Origin of the sequence: Methylobacterium sp. P1-11 (assembly GCF_008329595.1) — a bacterium.
Classification (GTDB): Bacteria; Pseudomonadota; Alphaproteobacteria; order Rhizobiales; family Beijerinckiaceae; genus Methylobacterium.
The window spans coordinates 213,060-231,307 of sequence record NZ_NPKS01000006.1 but is presented as its reverse complement, the minus strand read 5'-3'; the positions used below and the strand labels follow the sequence as shown (position 1 = coordinate 231,307).

The following is an 18,248-nucleotide window of genomic DNA, read 5'->3' as shown; positions in this document are numbered from 1 at the left end:
CGGCACGGCCGCGCCGCCGGCGGTCGCCGCCTTCACGGCCTCCTTGAACGCGTAGAGCGGGCTCGTGCCAATGTCGCCGTACACGACACCCAGCGCGCCCAGGATGAGGGCGGGTCGAAGCCGATCGCGGGCCGTTCCCGGCTCGGCCGTGCCGGCCTCGGGCCGGGGACTCGCCGCCGGGGCAAGGGTCTGGCTCAACGCATGGCTCCCCGAGGGTGCGACCCGGCCTCGACGATTCGGGCGCCGGGTGCGACGCCGCAGCGGTGAAGCTAGGAGCAGCCGCCGTGCCGTCCAGCAACCAACCGGCGGCGATCAGATCAGGCCGGCGAGTTCTTCCGGGCAGGCGTCGCCGCGGCGCAGGCAGAAGACGGGGACGCCGGCGTGCCGGGCGATCGCGGCAGCCACGGTCGCGGCGGGCGCCGGCGCGCTTGGGCTTTCGCTGACCGCCACCGCGCGCAGCGGCACCGCGTGGAAACGCAGAGTCTCGCAGGCGGTGAGCGCGTGGCTGATGGCCCCGAGATAGCTTCCGGATACGAGAAGCGCGGGTACGCCGAGCGCCCGGAGCCAGTCCAGGCCGGTCGCGGCCTCGGTGACCGGGCTCATGAGCCCGCCGACGCCCTCGATGAGTAGCGTGCCCTCCGTGCGGGCGAGCTGCCCACGGCACCAGCCGACGAGTTCGGAGAGGTCGAGGGATCGCCCCTCCAGCACGGCGGCCTGATCAGGCGAGAGCGGCGCCGAGAACCGCCACGGCGAGCAGGATTCCACGGCTTCCTCGTCAAGGACGATGCTCTGCGCGTCCAGCAGCCGGGCGGTGTCGCTCTCGATGAAGCCGGGATCGCTCAGCGGCGGGACACCGCTGGCGAGCGGCTTCACCGTCCGGACCGCCCGGCCCTGCGCCCGCAGGCGGCGGGTCAGGGCGGCGGTGACGTAGGTCTTGCCGATCTCGGTTCCGGCCCCGGCGATGAACAGCGCCCGCGCGGGCATCTGAGCCTCAGGCCTGGAGACTGCCGTGACAGTGCTTGTACTTCTTGCCCGAGCCACAGGGGCAAGGCTCGTTGCGGCCGACGCGGCCCCAGGTGGCAGCGTCGGTCGGGTCCCGCTCCAGCACGGCGCCGTCCGCCGCGAGGCTCTGCGCGGCAAAACCATAGGCCGGACCGGCACCACCGTCGCTGCCCGAGCCGAATCCGGCATAATCCATCTCGTTCTCGCCGGTGACCGGATCGAGATGCTGGGCGAACATCGGTGGCAGCGCCGGACCGCCGGCCGAAAATTCCGCCGGCGGCTCCTGCATCATGATTTCGACACGCGAGAGCTGCGCGGTGACCTGCTCGCGCAGGGCGGTCACGAGCCCGTTGAACAGGTCGAAGGCCTCGGATTTGTACTCGTTCAGCGGGTCGCGCTGGGCGAAGCCGCGCCAGCCGATCACCTGCCGCAGGTGGTCGAGGGTCACGAGGTGCTCACGCCACAGGTGGTCGAGAGTCTGGAGCAGGACTTGCTTCTCGATATAGGCCGTGACCTCGGCACCGTTCTTCTCGGTCCGCTCGGCATAGGCCGTCTCGGCCACCTTCATCAGGCGCTCGCGCATCTCCTCGTCGGCGATGCCCTCCTCCTTGGCCCAGTCCTCGACCGGCACGTCCAGGTTGAGGATCTCCTTCACCTGCTCGTGCAGGCCGGCCACATCCCACTGCTCGGCATAGGCGTTCTCCGGAATGTGCCGGGCGACCAGATCGTCGATCACGCCCTCGCGCATCTCGTCCACGGTCTCCCGGACGCTGTCCTGGCCCATGAAGTCGCGGCGCTGCTCGAACACGACCTTGCGCTGGTCGTTCATGACGTTGTCGTATTTCAGCACGTTCTTGCGCATGTCGAAGTTGCGCGCCTCGACCTTCTGCTGCGCCTTCTCGATCGCCTTGTTGATCCACGGGTGGATGATCGCCTCGCCCTGCTCCAGGCCGAGCTTCTGCAGCATGCCGTCCATGCGGTCGGAGCCGAAGATGCGCATCAGGTCGTCCTGGAGCGACAGGTAGAATTTCGAGCGGCCGGGATCGCCCTGGCGGCCGGAGCGGCCGCGGAGCTGGTTGTCGATGCGCCGGGATTCGTGGCGCTCGGTGCCGATGATGTAGAGGCCGCCGGGCAGCGCCTTCTTCCGGCCCGCCTCGGGATCGGCGGGTTCGCCGGAGGCCAGCACCTTGGCGCGGTTCTCGGCGATCTCGGCCTTGATCGCCTCGATGGCCGCGTCGCGCTCCGGCCCCTCCGGAATGCCCGCGAGCTCCTTCTCGACCCGCATCTCGACGTTGCCGCCGAGTTTGATGTCGGTGCCCCGGCCGGCCATATTGGTGGCGATGGTGATTGCGCCGGGCACGCCGGCCTCTGCGACGATGTAGGCCTCCTGCTCGTGGAAGCGGGCGTTAAGCACGGCGAAGCGCTTGGTCACCCGGCCCTCGCGGGCGGCGGCGTAGACGTCGGTCAGCGCGTTGGGGTCCGAATAGTCGAGCAGGGTGTAGCCGGCCTTTTTCAGCATCTCGGCGAGGTGCTCCGACTTCTCGATTGAGCCGGTGCCGACCAGGATCGGCTGGTGGCGGCTATGCGCCTTGTCGATCTCCGCGATGATGCCGTCGTACTTCTCGCCGACCGTGCGGTAGACCTCGTCATCCTCGTCGACGCGCTCGACCTCCTTGTTGGTCGGGATATCGACCACGTCGAGCTTGTAGATCTCGGCGAACTCGTCGGCCTCGGTCGAGGCTGTGCCGGTCATGCCGGCCAGCTTCTTGTAGAGGCGGAAATAATTCTGGAAGGTGATCGAGGCGAGCGTCTGGTTCTCGGGCTGGATCGTGACCCGCTCCTTGGCCTCCAGCGCCTGATGGAGCCCTTCCGAGTAGCGCCGGCCCTGCATCATGCGGCCGGTGAACTCGTCGATGATCACCACCTCGTCGTTCTTAACGATGTAGTCCTTGTCGCGGGTGAACAGCGTGTTGGCGCGCAGCGCTTGGTTCACGTGGTGCACGAGACTGACGTTGTGCGCGTCGTAAAGGTCGCCCTCCTTGAGCAGGCCGACCTCGCGCAGGGTCTCCTCCACGAACTCGTTGCCCAGCTCGGTGAGCGAGACCGTGCGCTGCTTCTCGTCCAGGTCGTAATGCTCGCGCACCAGCCGGGGCATGATCGCGTCGACCGAGACGTAGAGCTCCGAGCGGTCGTCCACCGGGCCCGAGATGATCAGCGGCGTGCGCGCCTCGTCGATCAGGATCGAATCGACCTCGTCCACGATCGCGAAGTTGTGCCCCCGCTGGGCGAGCTGCGACAGCTCGTACTTCATGTTGTCGCGCAGGTAGTCGAACCCGTATTCGTTGTTGGTGCCATAGGTGATGTCGCAGGCATAGGCGTCCTTGCGCTGCGCGTCGTCGAGCCCGTGGACGATGGTGCCGACCGAGAGCCCCAGGAAGCGGTAGAGCTGGCCCATCCACTCGGCGTCACGGGCGGCAAGGTAGTCGTTGACGGTGACGACGTGGACGCCCTTGCCCTCCAGAGCATTAAGGTAGACCGGCAGCGTCGCCACCAGAGTCTTGCCCTCGCCGGTCTTCATCTCGGCGATGCCGCCCTCGTGAAGCACCATGCCGCCGATGAGCTGCACGTCGAAATGGCGCTGGCCGAAGACGCGCTTGGCTGCCTCACGCACCGTAGCAAAGGCCGGCACCAGGATGTCGTCGAGGCTCTTGCCGTTGGCGAGCTCGGCCTTCAGCATGTCGGTGCGGGCGCGCAGCGCCTCGTCCGAAAGGGCCTGAATCTCCGGTTCCAGCGCGTTGATCTGCGCCACGCGCGGGCGGTAGCCCTTGACGCGGCGGTCGTTCGAGGAGCCGAAAATCTTCTTGGCGATGGAGCCGAGCATCATAGACCTGCGGACGCGCGAGCCCGCCCACGAGTAAGCGTGGCGGGCCGGCCTGGACGGAGTTGGCCGGGCTTATAGAGGTAAACATCGCCCGGCGCACCTGGAAGGGGCAGCCCTCAACGCACGCCAGTACGGTCACGGTTCCGGCATCGCTGAAACGGCCGCGCTTGCCTTCTCGCCCCATGCGGGCCACCTGTGCCGCGGCCTGCCGCCCGGCCGATCCGGCGCGGCGCCGAGACGTGAGCCGAGGACTTCGCCCGTATGCCGAACACCGCCCTTCTCCGGCGCGTCAGCGCGCTCGCCGTCATGATCGCGATGCCGGGACTGGCGCTGGCCCAGGCGCCCCAGAAGAGCCCGACACCGGCCGCCAACACGCCGGCCGCTGCTCCGGCTGCCGTGCCGAGCGCGGATTCAGTTGTGGCGAGCGTGAACGGCAAGCCGATCACGCAGGGCGATCTCGCCATCGCGGCCGACGACCCGGCCCTGTCGCTGCCCGGCGTCGACGAGGCGCAGAAGAAGAGCCTGCTGGTCGACTACATGGTCGACCTGCGCGTCGGTGCGCAGGCGGCCGAGGCCGCCAAGATCGGCGACACGCCGGAGTTCAAGCGCAAGCTCGCCTACTTCCGCGACAAGCTCCTGCTCGACGACTACCTGGAGCAGGAGGCCAAGCGCGCCGTCACGCCCGAGGCCGAGCACGCGATCTACGACCAGACTGTCAAGCTGATGAAGCCAGAGGAGGAGGTGCATGCCCGCCATATCCTCGTCGACAACGAGGTGGAGGCGAAGAAGATCGCCGCCCGCATCAAGGGCGGCGAGGATTTCGCCAAGGTCGCGGCCGAGACTTCGAAAGATCCGGGCTCGAAAACCGAAGGCGGCGATCTCGGCTGGTTCACTAAGGAGCGGATGGTGCCGGACTTCGCCAACGCCGCCTTCGCGATGAAACCGGGACAGGTATCCGATCCGATCAAGACCCAGTTCGGCTGGCACGTCATCAAGGTCGAGGAGAAGCGGACTAAGCCGCAGCCGACTTTCGACGAGCTAAAGGATCAGATCGACCAGCACCTGATCCGGAAGGCGCAGCAGGACATGATCCTGAAGCTGCGTTCGGAGGCGAAGATCGACCGCACGGACGCGCCTCCGGCCGCGGCCGAGACTGCGCCCGAGCCGAAGAAGCCGTAAGCGGTCTCGAGCGATGACACGTCCGTCGCGACGCCGAACTCGCGGTAACGCGACGTCGGGCCGATTGAGCCCGACGGGCGGCGGTGATGGCGCGCGCGGCTTTAGGTGATCCATCGGGCGTTACGCTTCCCGGCGTTGCGCTACCCCGCGTCTCTTCACCCCGCTCGTGGGGACAGTGCGAAACGAATCTGTCGCGCGCCTCAACCCCGGCGCCGCGTGTCCGGTCAATACGGCCGATCCGGGACAAGGTAGCTGGATTGCGCCGTCGCGGGCTGGGGCGTGACCCCCAGAGCAGCGAGTTCGGCACTGCGGCGCCCCTCGGCGATCCGGTCGAGCACCGCGATCAGCAGCCACGGACACGCGATGCCGATGAAGAACGCCATGTGATCCTCCCGTGCCGAACCGATGTGCCCGTCCGGCTTAGGAAAATAATAGGGGGGCCGGGCCCCGCCGCAAGCGGTACCCGGCCCGGATCTCAGATCCAGCCCTGAAGCTCGCGGCGCACTACGTGCTCGATCACGCGCATGCCGAGATCGCTGTCGTTCAGGCAGGGGATGTAGGCGAAGTGCTCGCCGCCGTTATCCTCGAAATAGTGGCGGTTCTCGCCGTCGAGTTCTTCCAGGGTCTCCAGGCAATCCGCCGTGAAGCCCGGGGCAACGATTGCCATCCGCTTCACGCCCGACTTCGCCAGTTCCATCACCGTCTCGTCGGTGTAGGGCTTCAGCCATTCCTCGTTGCCGAAGCGCGACTGGAAGGTCACGCGCATCTTCTCCGGCGACAGACCGAGCGCCTCGCGGATCAGCCGGCCGGTCTTGTGGCACTGGCAATGGTACGGATCGCCCTTGAGCAGGTAGCTCCGCGGCACACCGTGAAACGAGGTGAGGATCACCTCCGGCTCGAAATCGAGCTTGGCCAGACCATCGCGGATCGAGTCGGCCATGGCGGCGATGTAGACCGGGTCGTCGTGGTAGGGTGGTGAGACGCGCACCGTCGGCTGCCAGCGCATGTCCATCAGCGCCCGGAACGCCTGATCGCAGGCCGTGGCCGAAGTGGCGGCGGCATATTGCGGGTAGAGCGGCACCAGCAGGATACGGTCGCAGCCCTGATCGAGCAGCGCCTGGATCCGGCCGGCCACCTCGGGCTTGCCGTAGCGCATCGCCCAGTCGACTACCACGGACTCACCCATGGCTGCCTGGAGCCGCTCGGACTGGCCGCGGGTAATGGTCTTCAGCGGCCCCTCGTTCAGCGCGTTGTTCCATACGCTCGCATAGTCGCGACCTTTCGGCCCGGGACGCTTCGTCAGGATGATCAGGTTGAGGAGCGGCCACCAGATCAGCCGCGGCACCTCGATCACCCGCCGATCCGACAGGAACTCCTTGAGATACCGGCGCATGGGCCAGTAGGTCGTGCCCTCGGGCGTCCCGAGATTCATCAGCAGCACGCCGACGCGGCCCCAGGCCACCTTCGGGTGGTCGGCCGGCAGCGTATCGGCCGCGGGCGCGAGCGGTGCGAGGGGCCGGCCATTCGCCAGCGCGGCGGGTTCGACGCGTTCGTTCATGGCAGCGTTCCGGCGCCGCGCGCCGAGTCCTTCCTCTGGTTTCCGATATCCGGCGGCCGGCGCTTATGCCTGAGCTTGGCCGGAGGCTTAAACCCCGTCGGGTGCGCTACATGTAGGGTGCGAAGCCGCCCGGCGAAGACCGGACGCGCCATGCCGCACAGCGGTGTGCGGCACACTCGACCCCTGTCCCTAAACACGGGCGGCTCCGGGCCGCAACCGCCGCCCGGGTGATGGAATCCCGGCGCCCCCTATCTCGGCGCAGAAGCTGACCGCGAGAGACCATGACCGATACGCCCGTGGCCGACGCCCTCGCCGCCTTCCGCGCCTCCGCCTCACCCTGGCTGGCGCTGCCGTTCTTCACCGACGGGCAGGCCGACGCCGTGGCGGCCCGAGTCGACGCGCGAATCGCCGCGGGCGCCCGCGTGCTCCCTGCTCCGGACCGGATCTTCCACGCTCTGGCCGAGACGCCGCTGCGGAACGTGCAGGCCGTGATCCTCGGACAGGATCCCTACCCGACCCCGGGCGACGCGAACGGCCTCGCCTTCTCATTCGTGGGCTCGGGCCGCTTGCCTGCCTCGCTGAAGGCGATTCTCGCGGAGGCCGGATCCGACCCCGCCGCCGGTGGGGACCTGAGCGCCTGGGCTCGGCAGGGCGTCCTCCTGCTCAACAGCGCGCTGACCGTCGAAGCCGCCAAAGCCGGCGCGCATCTGCGCTACGGCTGGGCCGCGCTCACCGACCAGGCGGTGAGCGCCGTCTCAGCGCGTTCGGAGCCAGCCGTATTCCTCCTCTGGGGCACTCAGGCGCGGGCCAGGGCCGCGCTGATCGACGCGAGCCGCCACGGCGTGTTCGAGAGCGGCCACCCCTCGCCACTCAACCGCGCCCGGGATTTTCCCGGCTCCGACCCTTTCGGCCGGGCCAATCGCTGGCTCCTCGAGCATGGCCGCCGCCCGATCGATTGGCGCCTCGGCTGAAGGAGGCGCCGAGACCTACTGTGGCTTGGCGGGCTCGGCGGGTTTGGCTGGAGCGGAGGGCTCCTGGCCTGCGGGCAGGAGCACGTTCTTGGCCACCGTGCCCTCGGGCCCATACTCGCCCGCCACGGCGAGACACGCCTGATCGCGGTTCTGCGCCATCTGGTTCGACATCAGCGTGAACATGGTCTGGACCCGGTTGCCGAACGGCCCCCGGGGCTGGACGTCCCCGATCTGGACGTTCTGCTTGGCGAGCAATGCCTCGAACTGGTCGCTGCCGATCCGGTAGCCGCAGACGTTCGAGGCGGCGAAGATGTAGGCGGCGAATTCCAGGGCCCGCGGTGCCGGGGCGTTCCGGATCTGCGCCTGCGCCGGCATGGCCGCGAGCGTGAGCCCGGCGAAGAGGCAAGGTCGGGTCATTGTGAAGCGCATGCGCGGCGGTTTCCTCGATCGTGGGCAGCCTCTCGCGGGCTGCCTCTGGCGGCCGGGACATAGGCCGGTCCCGCGCGCGCGCCAATGCGACCGAAGTTGCCGGCAATGCGAGCGTCGCCGTTCACGACCCGTTGGCCATAGGTTCAGTGCCCTGCCCGTCGCGCGGACGAAAAGACGGCCGTTTTTCGGCGGAACGCCAACATGTGAGAGAGTGTTAACCTGCTCGCGTCACGCCAGGACCTGCAGTGTGTCCAGTTTCAGGCGGTCCGCATCGCATGTTCGGCGTCCATTCTCCTGCGGCCTCTATCCCCGTCCCGGCTCGGGACACCGACCACCAGCGCGTCCGGGCGGGCGCGTCCGGAGCCGCCTCCACGGATCGGCGCACTGCGCCGGCCATATCCGCCACGATATGCCCACATCGCTTTTCCCGCTGGGCCTGGGGTGAGGGCCTGCGGGCCGGTGAGGCCGTGGCCCTCTTGGTGCAGGATCTCGGGCAGGCGGAGGCCATGCGCCTCGGGCTCACCCGCCTGGGCCTGCGCGTCGTCAGCCTCGACTGCGCGGGCCGCGAGCAGGCGCTGGCCGACGCGCTCGCCCAGTCGGCAGCCGTGCTGGTTGTCGTCGATACCGCCCTCGCCGACGTTTATGCCGGCGTGATGGGCCGGCTCTGCGACTATCCTGCTCTGTGGTGGAACGGGCCGGGCGCCGACTTCGCGAGCCTCAACCTCGCCCTCGCCGAGCAGGCCTGAGAGACCCTCACTCGCTTAGGCGGCTCCGGTCCGAGCTGGTGCTTCAGCGCCAGCGGAAGTTCTGCCGCCAGCCTTCGAGGGCCTCGTAGCGGGTGGGGTCGTCCGGGCAGAGACCGCTGCCGCATTCCGCGGCCGTCGAGACGGCATTGGCAAGAACAACGCCCAGGAACAGCAGCAGGCAGGCGGTTCCGAGGGGGCCGGATCGTCCGCGCAGGGAGCGTGATTCGGATTCGAGGATCCGATCGTCCAGGAGCAGCACGCCCACCCCGACGCTCATCGCCACGAAGGAAATGAGTGCGAGGGTGTAGAAGTGCAGGCCGAACAGGGTCGATCCGAAGCCGCCGGTCCCTGGTACGATGTGCAGGGCGACCTGCCGCGCCGACACAGCCGCCCCCGCCATGGCGCCGAGGATTGTGACCGCGTAATGTGACGGTCGTGGACCGAAGCGGACGTTGAGCGCAAAGCCGATGGCTGCCGCCGCGAAGGCCGCCCGCTGAAGGAGGCACAGCGGACACGGCAATTCACCACCGTGAAACTGATACCAGAAAGCCACGATGAGGGCGGCGCAGCAGCCGAGCAGCCCCAGGGCGTTGAAGAGGCGGACCTGGTAAGATGTCATCGTGTGCTCCGCTCAGAAGTTGAGTTGGAGCGTGGCGGTGGCATGCGCGGCAAACAACGCGAGCGTGCCGATCAGCGACACAACCCATAGACCGAGGGCGACGCCGCGCCGTCCGCTCAGGATGGCCGCCGCGCTCCCGGCAAACCCGACGAAGGGCAGAACCATCATCGACAACGCTCCGCTCTGGGGCGGCCGTCGGATGATCCGACTCCGCCTCTGCGAGGGAAGCTTGCCTCAGGGGCTGTTTAAGCTTTGCTGACGGCTTGGCCTGCCGCTGCGGCATCGCCGACCCCGGACCCGCGTGCTATCCTAGCCCCACAAGACCGGCTCCATGCCAGGGAGGCCGGCGCCGGGAGATGCCGCCATGTCCGCAGCCCTTGCCACGGCTTCCTCCGTCGGGACGACCCAGGAGGCGTCAGTCCTGCTGCGCAGCGATGCCGACGGGATCGCGACCTTGACGCTTAACCGACCTCAGGCCCGCAATGCCCTGTCGATGGCCCTGATGGAGGCTCTCCAGGAACAGCTCGACGCAATCCGCCAGGATGCTACTGTGCGAGTCGTGGTCCTGCAGTCAGCTGGGCCTGCCTTCTGCGCCGGGCACGATCTCAAGGAGATGCGGGCCGATCCGTCCCGGGCAGCGACGGAGACGGTATTCCGCACCTGCGCCCGGCTCATGCTGAGCCTCACGCGGCTGCCACAACCGGTGATCGCACGGGTGCATGGGATCGCCACCGCAGCCGGCTGTCAGCTCGTCGCGACCTGCGATCTCGCCGTCTGCACCGAGACGGCCCGCTTCGCCACGCCGGGCGTGCAGATCGGCCTGTTCTGCTCGACCCCGATGGTCGCCCTGTCGCGGGCCGTATCGCGCAAGGCCGCAATGGAGATGCTGCTGTCGGGCGAGCCGATCGACGCCGCGGAGGCTCTGCGGATCGGGCTCGTCAACCGCGTCGTGCCGGAGGCCGATCTCGATGCGGCAGTGGGCGCCCTCGCGGTCCGGATCGCCGGAAAGGCCCGTCGCGTCCTGGCGATCGGCAAGGAGGCGTTCGGCCGCCAGATCGAGATGGGTCTGGAGGACGCCTACGGCTACGCCGCCGAGGTCATGACCCGGAACATGATGATGGCCGATGCCCAGGAGGGCATCGACGCCTTCCTGGGCAAGCGGCGGCCCCGCTGGGAGCCGTGAGCCCGCGTCCTGGCGCGATACGACGCAGGCTGTTCGGCCGCGCACGCGTAGGTGATGGCGTCGCCCTGCCCTAGGATAGGGGGCCGTCCGATCCTGCCGGGCTCGGCGCCGCAACGCGGAACGGCTGATGAGCACCATCGACCTGTTCGGTCTGACGCTGGCCTTCTACGGCACGATGCCGCCGCCGCGACCGCCGAGGCCGAATCGCAACGGCGCGACCTGGGCCGCCGCCGTGATCTTCGGGGGCGTCTGCCTCGCCATGATCGGGCCGATGATCACCATCTGGAGCTTCCACAGGCCCTATGCCGAGGCCAAGGCGCGGTGCATCGCCTCCGGCGGCCGGGTTCTGTACGCGGCCCTCGATGGCAGCGGACCCTATCGCTGCGAGCGGCCCGCCGCGGGCTCCACCATTGCGCATCCGGCCAAGCCGGCGGATTAATCCGCCCGCCGCATGGGCTTCGGGTTAATCCGGCGCCTCCCGACGCCAACCCGGATACCGTGACCTTGGAAAACGCGCTTACCCGCTGGGTCCAGTCGACCGCCCTGATGCGGTCGGATGTCGAGGCGCTGATCGGCTTCGCGCTGGCGATCGGCGTCACCCTGCACGCTTTGCTGCGGAAACGCCGGGTCAGCGTCGCGGTGGGTTGGATCGGACTGGCATGGCTGTCGCCGGTCTTCGGTACCGCCCTCTACCTCACCTTCGGTATCAATCGCGTCTCGCGCCGCGCCCGGCGGCTGCGGACGAAACCCTCCGACGCGACGAAGCTGCCTGATACCGACGACGCCGTAGTGCCGGAAGCTCTGTGGCCCCTCGACCGTGCGATCCGGCGGATCACCAGTTTGCCGGCCTTCGCGGGCAACACTGTGCAGATATTCCGCAACGGCGATGCGGCCTATCCGGTGATGCTGGCCGCGATCCGGGAGGCGCAGACCAGCATCGGGCTATCGAGCTACATCTTCCGGGACGACGCCACCGGCCGCGAGTTCTGCGACGCCCTGGTGGAGGCGCAGGGTCGCGGCGTGAAGGTCCGCGTCATCATCGACGGGATCGGCGGCGGCTATTTCCGGGCGCCTGCCTACCATCGCCTCACGGCTGCCGGGGTGCCGGCGGCCCTGTTCATGCACTCCGCCCTCCCCTGGCGGATGCCGTTTCTCAACCTGCGTTCGCACAAGAAGCTGCTGATCCTCGACGGGCGCATCGCCTTCACCGGCGGCCTCAACATCTCCCAACCGAACCGCGTCGCCCTGAAGCCGGAGCACCCGATCCGCGACACCCATTTCCGGCTGACCGGCCCCGTGGTCGAGCAGCTCGCCGCCGCCTTCGCGGCTGACTGGGCCTTCGTCGACGGCGAGAGCCTCGACGGCGCCCCGTGGTTCGTGGACCTCGAGCCGTGCGGGCCGAGCGTCGCTCGAGCCGTGACCTCCGGCCCGGATGCCGATGTCGAGAAGATCGAGCAGGTCATCCTCCAGGCGCTCGCCTGCGCGCGCCGTTCGGTGCGGTTCGTGACGCCCTACTTCCTGCCCGACGAGCTGGTGACCGGCGCGCTGGCTCAGGCCGCAACCCGAGGCATCACGATCGATGTGATCATCCCGCGGGTCAGTGACCATCCGTTCATCGACTGGGCGACGCGGGCGCATCTCGAGCCGCTCCTGCGGGCCGGTGTGCGAGTCTGGCTCGACGAGCCGCCCTTCGACCATTCCAAGGCGATGGTGGTCGACGACGTTTGGTGCTTCGTCGGCAGCGCCAACTGGGACATGCGCAGCTTCCGTCTCAACTTCGAATTGAATGTCGAGATCGTCGACGCCGAGCTTGCCGCCGACCTCGACCGGTTCATGCGCGGCAAGATGGAGGCGCGGCTCAGCCTGGAGGATCTCGCCGCGCGCGGCCTCCCGATCCGTCTGCGCGACGCAGGCGTGCGACTGCTGCTGCCATACCTTTGAACCGACCGGGGGCATGCGCCTCGGGAGCCGGGCCAAGATGGACGACGATCGGCCGATGATCGGAGCGCCCCCGCGGCAGCACCGCGTGCGCGTGGCAGACGAGGCCGCGGGCGAGGCAGCGATCGAGCCGCAGGGGCAGAACCTCGGCCATCGCGTGGGTCGATTGCCGCGGTCCGACATCGCGGAAACCCGGGATCAGCGCGGGGCCGACGATGTTGTAGTCACCGAGCACGGCGGCTCGCGGGGGCAATTCGCTGACGATGCGGCGCAGCTGCCGACGGTTCAGCATCTGGCCGTGCGACAGATGCACATTGGCCACGCCGAACTCCCCGAGATCGAGGATCTGGCAGACCCGGTGCACGAGCGCCCCTGAGGGCAGCGTGATCACCCGGGGGGGCGCCGGCCAGGGTTTGGGGCTCCACATGGCCAGGCCGTGTATCCGGCCTGGCAGGGGAGCCCAGGCGTAATGTCCGCCGATCCGGTCCAGGAGGAAGCCGATGGCTCGGGTCGCCTCCTGCATCAGCAGCAGATCGGGTTTCTCCCGGGCGACGAGGCCGGCGACGTCGTCCACCGCCGCGCCGGTGCGCCGCAGCAGGTTCCAGCTCACGATCTTGAAGGGCTGATGCGGCCGATCGGCGGGTCGGATTGGCGTAGCAGGTGACGGTGCGAGGTTGGAGCGGACCGGGCGTGCAGCAGGATTCATCGAGCCGGTCTCGTACCTCAACCCGCGGTGCTCCCGCCACCGCCACGCTCTAACGCGCCTGGAGCCGGGACGTTCGATCGGATTCGCGCCGGTGCCGGGCACGTTGTAGTCGGTAACAAGCCGCCGGGCCCAGCCTCGCTGCCGCACAACCCGTCACCGGACGCCGCTTGAGGCGAACCCTCTCGGCAGCCTAAGAGCCCGCATGGTAGCGCCGACGGTCCTGCCGGATCGCCGCCCCCATGTCACCACCGATCCATTCCGGAGACCGATGACGGCGTTCAGCTTCATCCACGCGGCCGACCTGCATCTCGGCAGCCCGCTCTCCGGCCTCGCCGCGCGCGACGCGGATCTCGCCCGGCGCCTGGCCTCGGCCGGGCGGCAGGCTTTCGAGGATCTGGTGAGCCAAGCGATCGAGCGGTCGGTCGCCTTCGTGGTGGTGGCCGGTGACGTCTATGACGGCGACTGGGTCGACACCACGATCGGCCTGTTCTTCGCCCGGCAGGTGGCGCGCCTCGACCGGGCCGGGATCCCGACGATCCTCGTGCGCGGCAACCATGACGCCGAGAGCGTCATCACGCGCTCGATCACGCTGCCGGCTTCCGTGCACGTCTTCCCGACCGCCCGCGCCGGCACCCTGCGTCTCGACGCGCTCCGCGTCGCGATCCACGGCCGCAGCTTCCAGGGCCGGGCCGTGGAGGAGAACCTCTCGCTCACCTATCCGGCTGCCGTGCCGGGCTGGTTCAACCTCGGGGTCCTGCACACCTCCTGCACGGGGCACGCCGCCCACGAGACCTACGCCCCCTGTTCGGTCGCCGACCTCGCGGCTCGAGGCTACGAGTACTGGGCGCTGGGCCACATCCACGAATACGCGGAGCTGTCCCGCGATCCCTGGATCGTGTTCCCCGGCAATCTCCAGGGCCGGAGCGTGCGCGAGTGCGGCGAGAAGGGCGCCGTCGTGGTGGACGTCTCCGACGGGCGGGTGAGCGGCGTCAGCCGCCTGCCCCTCGACCGCGCGCGGTTCGAGCGGATCACAATCGACCTCGCGGCGGCGGCCGATACCCGCGGCGCCGTGGAGGCCGTCGAGGCGGCTCTGAAGCCGCTCGCTGCCGTCGCGGCGCGCCGGCTGCTCCTGGTCCGCATCCACCTCGTCGGCACCACCCGGGCTCACGACGCACTTGCGGCCGATCGGGAGTCTGTGACGGCCGAGATCCAGGCGGCTGCACACCGGTTGCACGAGGACATCTGGCTGGAGCGCCTGAAGATCGAGACCCGCCGCCCGCGCCCACAAGGGGAGCCTTTCGGTACCGCCATCGACCCCGCGGCGCTGCTGGCCGATCTCGACCGGGATCCCGAATTCCGCGCGCGGGCGAAGGCAGCCCTGGCCGAGATCAGCGGCCGGATGCCCGGCACCGCCGCGGCGGAGGCCGGTCTCGACGCGGAATTCGATGCGCTCTGTGCCGAAGCGGAGGCGCTGGTGCTCGGGCGCCTCGGCGGCCGGCACTGCTGAGGCCATCGTCCATGGAACCCCGATGCGCCTGATCCGCCTCGCCCTTGAGCGCTACGGCGCCTTCACGGACCGCACCGTCGAATTCCGGCCGGACGCGCGCCTGCACGTCGTAGTGGGCGCCAACGAGGCCGGTAAGAGCACCGCGCTGGCGGCGGTCACCGACCTGCTGTTCGGCTTCGGCAAGACCACGCCCTATGCCTTCCTGCACGACATGCCGCAGTTGCGTCTGGGTGCGGAGATTGCCGCCGCCGACGGCCGCCGGCTGTCCTTCCGCCGTCGAAAGGGCAACAGCCGGACCCTCATCGACGCCGCCGAGGCACCGCTCCCCGACGATGCCCTGGCACCGTTCCTCGGCGGATTGTCCCGGACGGTGTTCTGCCGGGCCTTTGGCCTCGACGCGGCGAGCCTCCGAGCCGGCGGTCGCGAGATGGTGGACGTGGAGGGCGAGGTCGGCGCGAGCCTGTTCGCGGCGGGCTCGGGCCTCCGCGGGCTTACGGAGTTGCAGACGACGCTCGACCAAGAAGCCGACGCCATCTTCGCCCCGCGCCAGGCCAAGCATCGGACCTTCTACCAGGCGCTGGAGCGCCACGAGCTGGCCCGGCGGGCGATCCGCGAGCGGAGCCTGCGCGCCGGTGACTGGCGTGCGCTGAATGACGAGATCGCCGCAGCGGCCGCTCAGCTCGAGACGCTGCGGGCCGAACAGAAGGCGATCACGGTCGCGCGCGCCCGGCTGGAGCGGCTCAAGCGCGTCCGGCCGATGATTGCCGAGATCGACGCGCTGGAGCAGCGCATCGCTGTCGAAACCGACCTCGTCGACGCGGATTCCACCTGGATCGCTCGCCTCGGTGCGGCCTTGGACGCGTGCCGCACCGCGGAAGCCGAGGCAGCGCGGGCTGAAGCCGCGCTCGAACGAAACCGAAGCGAGGCCGAGGCGGTGCCGGTCGAACCGGGGCTGACTCACCGCGCGGACGAGATCCTGGCGGCGTTCAGCGGCACCAAGGAGTTCGAGAAGGGCGGCACCGATTTGCCGCGGATCGAGGGTGACGCCCACAAGGTCGGACTGGAACTGGAGCGGCTGCGCGCGCGGATCGGCCTGCCCGATCTCACTGCGCTCGAGGCCCGGCAGCCCCCGGATGCCGTGCGCGTCCGGATCGAGCGCCTGATCCGCGAGGGCCGGACCTTCGCGGCCGCTGAGGACCAGCTCGCCCGCGACCTCGCCGCCGCTCGCATTGAGCGAGAGCGCCTCAACCGGGAAGTGGAGGCGGCGGATGCAGCCCGGGATCCGAGCCCCCTGCGGGAGGCGCTGAAGCCACTCGTCCGGTTGCACGAATGGATCGCTGCCCGCGACACCCTCGATGCCACGATCCGCCGGGAGGCAGCGCTTCTGCGCAATCAGGCTGAGCGGCTGTCGCCGCCGGTTGCCGACCTCGCTGTCCTTGTTCGCACGCCCCTGCCCGCTCCCGACACGGTGGCCAATTACCGTCAGCGTCTTGATGCCAAGACGCGCGAGCATGAGCGGGCCGCCGATCGTCGTGACGCGGTGCGTCGGCAGGTCGCCGTGACCCGGGCGCGGCTTCGCGAGCGCGAGGCCGGCCGGCCCATCGCCACCCGGGAGCGGCTCGACGCGGTGCGGGCGAGCCGAGACGCCGCCTTCGCGCCGCTGCGCGATGCCCTCGCAGCCGGACGATCAGCCGGAATCGCCGAGATTGCGGCCTTCGAGCGGGCGCTCATCGAGGCGGATCGCGTCGCCGATGAGCGGGCCTCCGACGCGGCCCGGGTCGCCGCCCACGCTGTCGACCTGGAGCGGCTTGCTACCGAGGAGGCCGAGGCCGTGCAGGCCGACAATGTTCTCGCAGGTCTTGCCGCAGAAATTGCCGCTGGCGAGGCGGCTTGGCGGGACGCTTGGCGGCCTGCCGGCCTGGTGCCCGGGCCGCCGGCCGAGATGGCGGCTTGGCTCGCCGAAGTGGAGAGCCTGATCGAAGCCGAGCAGCGGCTCGCCGAGCAGCAGATCGAGGCAGATCGCCTCGGGACTCGGATTGAGGCCGCCCGGGCGCCGCTGGCCGATCTGCGCGCCCGCGCCGGGCTAGACGCCGCGCCGGAGCTTGAGATCGCCGCCGCGCTGGAGGGCCTCGAAGTGCGGGTCGCCACTCTGGCGAGTCGCTGGGAGGCCAATCTTCAGACCGGCGGCCTGCTTCGCGCTGCCCAGGCCGCAACCGGGCGGCTGGAGGCGGCCCTCGCAGAGGCCGCCGCTCGACGCGCGGCGTGGCAGACCGAATGGGCGGCGGCGCTGCTGCCCCTTGGGCTCGATAGCGAGGCCGCGCCCGAGGAGGCCGAGGGTGCGTTGGAAGCATGGCGGAACGTGCCGGACCGGCTGGCGGAGCGAGCCGCCTTGCAGCGCCGGTCGGCCGGGATCCGCCGGGACATGGAGGCGTTCCGGGTCACTGCGGCCGCCTTGGTCGCGGCGCTGGCGCCCGATCTTGTGGATGCGCCGCCCGCCGGTGCGATCCGGACGCTCCACGGCCGCCTCGTCGCCGCGCAGGCCCGCGAGGCGCGGCGTGTTGAGCTCGACCGTCGCCGCGACGAGGCCGAAGCGGCGCATCGCAGCGCCGCCGAGCATCGCGACTCGGCTCGGGCGTTGCTCCTCCGGCACGTCGCCGAGGCGATGCCGGACCTTGCCGCAGCGCCGATCTCGGAGATCGATCGCCTGTTCAGTCGCATGAGCGAGCGGGAGAAACTCCGTGCCGAGCGTCTGCGGCTTCGCGGCAGCCTCGCCGGTGCGGCCGATGGCCTCCCCGAAGCCGAGTTGCGCGCCGGTCTCGAGACCCTGCCCCCGGAAGCCATCGAGGCTGAGCTGGCGCGGCTGGCGCTCGAGGCCGACGAGCAGGCCGAACGCGGCCAGGTAATCTTCGCCGACCGTGACCGGGCCGAGCGGCGGCGGGCTGAGCTGGAGGGCGGTACTGGTGCCGAGCTGGCGCTCGCCGAGCGGAAGGCCGCGGAAGCGGATCTGCAAGAGGCCGCACGCTCCTGGGCCGTGCTGCGGCTCGCTGGATTGATGCTGGGGCAAGCGGTGGCCCGCCATCGCGCGGGACAACAGGATCCGCTCGTCGCCCGGGCGGGCGCCCTATTCCACGCACTCACCGGCGGCGGATTCTCCGGGCTCGCGCAAATCTACGACGAGGCCGACACCCCGAAGCTCGCCGGGCAGCGCGCCGGGGGCGGCACGGTGGCGATCGAGGGTATGAGCGAGGGCACCCGCGACCAGCTCTATCTCGCTCTTCGGCTGGCCTATTTGGAGGATTACGCCGGCCGCGCCGAGCCGGCGCCCTTCATCGGCGATGACCTGTTCTCCACCTTCGACGAGACCCGGACCGGATACGGTCTGGATGCCCTCGCCGAAATCGGCACCCGGGTGCAGCCGATCCTGTTCACGCACCACCGCCATGTCGCGGAGATCGCCCGCGACAGGCTCGGCGCGGCCGTGGACGTGGTGGCGCTCTAGGAGTGGCCGGCGGAGGGGAGCCGTCCCCTC

Annotated in this window: 17 protein-coding genes; 8 read left to right on the top strand and 9 right to left on the bottom strand. The window is 69.6% G+C overall.

Annotation, left to right across the window (positions count from 1 at the left end; genetic code table 11):
• The 3 genes from CIW48_RS08930 to secA form a co-directional block, all read right to left on the bottom strand.
• The coding region (locus tag CIW48_RS08930; RefSeq protein ID WP_173009221.1) for a KUP/HAK/KT family potassium transporter at positions 1–198 on the bottom strand (198 nt) is incomplete at its 3' end.
• A 114-nt stretch (positions 199–312) separates the two neighbouring features.
• Entirely contained in the window at positions 313–984 is a 672-nt protein-coding gene (gene bioD / locus CIW48_RS08925; RefSeq protein ID WP_149310481.1) for a dethiobiotin synthase, read from the bottom strand.
• Between the two features lie 7 nt (positions 985–991).
• Positions 992–3,883: a preprotein translocase subunit SecA gene (gene secA, locus CIW48_RS08920; protein WP_149310480.1), complete on the bottom strand. Its 2,892-nt coding sequence runs from the start codon at positions 3,881–3,883 to the stop codon at positions 992–994.
• A gap of 261 nt (positions 3,884–4,144) precedes the next feature.
• On the opposite strand from secA, the gene CIW48_RS08915 reads away from it, so the two are divergent.
• Positions 4,145–5,062, top strand: coding sequence for a peptidylprolyl isomerase (locus CIW48_RS08915; RefSeq protein WP_149310479.1), 918 nt, complete (start codon positions 4,145–4,147; stop codon positions 5,060–5,062).
• 224 nt (positions 5,063–5,286) lie between these two features.
• On the opposite strand, the gene CIW48_RS33185 is transcribed toward CIW48_RS08915, so the two are convergent.
• Entirely contained in the window at positions 5,287–5,445 is a 159-nt protein-coding gene (locus tag CIW48_RS33185) for a hypothetical protein (protein ID WP_173009220.1), read from the bottom strand.
• 92 nt (positions 5,446–5,537) lie between these two features.
• Positions 5,538–6,620: a ferrochelatase gene (hemH, locus tag CIW48_RS08910; RefSeq protein ID WP_149310478.1), complete on the bottom strand. Its 1,083-nt coding sequence runs from the start codon at positions 6,618–6,620 to the stop codon at positions 5,538–5,540.
• A gap of 281 nt (positions 6,621–6,901) precedes the next feature.
• On the opposite strand from hemH, the gene CIW48_RS08905 reads away from it, so the two are divergent.
• Positions 6,902–7,591, top strand: coding sequence for a uracil-DNA glycosylase (locus tag CIW48_RS08905; protein ID WP_149310477.1), 690 nt, complete (start codon positions 6,902–6,904; stop codon positions 7,589–7,591).
• A gap of 15 nt (positions 7,592–7,606) precedes the next feature.
• Here CIW48_RS08905 and CIW48_RS08900 read toward each other — a convergent pair whose 3' ends face one another.
• Positions 7,607–8,008 (bottom strand): hypothetical protein, encoded by a 402-nt coding sequence (locus CIW48_RS08900; RefSeq protein WP_149310489.1) that lies wholly within the window; start codon positions 8,006–8,008, stop codon positions 7,607–7,609.
• Positions 8,009–8,487: 479 nt separating this feature from the next.
• On the opposite strand from CIW48_RS08900, the gene CIW48_RS33855 reads away from it, so the two are divergent.
• Complete coding sequence (locus tag CIW48_RS33855) at positions 8,488–8,766, top strand: hypothetical protein (protein ID WP_246695171.1); 279 nt, start codon at positions 8,488–8,490, stop codon at positions 8,764–8,766.
• Positions 8,767–8,809: 43 nt separating this feature from the next.
• Here CIW48_RS33855 and CIW48_RS08890 read toward each other — a convergent pair whose 3' ends face one another.
• Complete coding sequence (locus tag CIW48_RS08890; protein ID WP_149310475.1) at positions 8,810–9,385, bottom strand: disulfide bond formation protein B; 576 nt, start codon at positions 9,383–9,385, stop codon at positions 8,810–8,812.
• 12 nt (positions 9,386–9,397) lie between these two features.
• Positions 9,398–9,553 (bottom strand): DUF5993 family protein, encoded by a 156-nt coding sequence (locus CIW48_RS33180; RefSeq protein WP_173009211.1) that lies wholly within the window; start codon positions 9,551–9,553, stop codon positions 9,398–9,400.
• A 196-nt stretch (positions 9,554–9,749) separates the two neighbouring features.
• Between CIW48_RS33180 and CIW48_RS08885 the strand changes: the two genes are divergently transcribed.
• The 3 genes from CIW48_RS08885 (at position 9,750) to CIW48_RS08875 (ending at position 12,509) form a co-directional block, all read left to right on the top strand.
• On the top strand, positions 9,750–10,568 hold the full coding sequence (locus CIW48_RS08885; RefSeq protein ID WP_149310474.1) for an enoyl-CoA hydratase: 819 nt from the start codon (positions 9,750–9,752) through the stop codon (positions 10,566–10,568).
• A 127-nt stretch (positions 10,569–10,695) separates the two neighbouring features.
• On the top strand, positions 10,696–11,007 hold the full coding sequence (locus CIW48_RS08880; RefSeq protein ID WP_091779694.1) for a hypothetical protein: 312 nt from the start codon (positions 10,696–10,698) through the stop codon (positions 11,005–11,007).
• Positions 11,008–11,072: 65 nt separating this feature from the next.
• Positions 11,073–12,509: a phospholipase D-like domain-containing protein gene (locus CIW48_RS08875; RefSeq protein ID WP_149310473.1), complete on the top strand. Its 1,437-nt coding sequence runs from the start codon at positions 11,073–11,075 to the stop codon at positions 12,507–12,509.
• Here the strand turns inward: CIW48_RS08875 and CIW48_RS08870 are convergent.
• Complete coding sequence (locus CIW48_RS08870; protein WP_173009218.1) at positions 12,427–13,212, bottom strand: endonuclease/exonuclease/phosphatase family protein; 786 nt, start codon at positions 13,210–13,212, stop codon at positions 12,427–12,429. The two genes, CIW48_RS08875 and CIW48_RS08870, sit on opposite strands and share 83 nt — an antisense overlap.
• Before the next feature lie 268 nt (positions 13,213–13,480).
• Here CIW48_RS08870 and CIW48_RS08865 point away from each other — a divergent pair, with 268 nt between their 5' ends.
• Both CIW48_RS08865 and CIW48_RS08860 read left to right on the top strand, forming a co-directional pair.
• Entirely contained in the window at positions 13,481–14,719 is a 1,239-nt protein-coding gene (locus CIW48_RS08865) for a DNA repair exonuclease (protein ID WP_149310472.1), read from the top strand.
• 22 nt (positions 14,720–14,741) lie between these two features.
• Positions 14,742–18,218, top strand: a complete 3,477-nt coding sequence (locus CIW48_RS08860) for a YhaN family protein (RefSeq protein WP_149310471.1) — start codon at positions 14,742–14,744, stop codon at positions 18,216–18,218.
• The last annotated feature ends 30 nt before the right edge of the window (positions 18,219–18,248 follow it).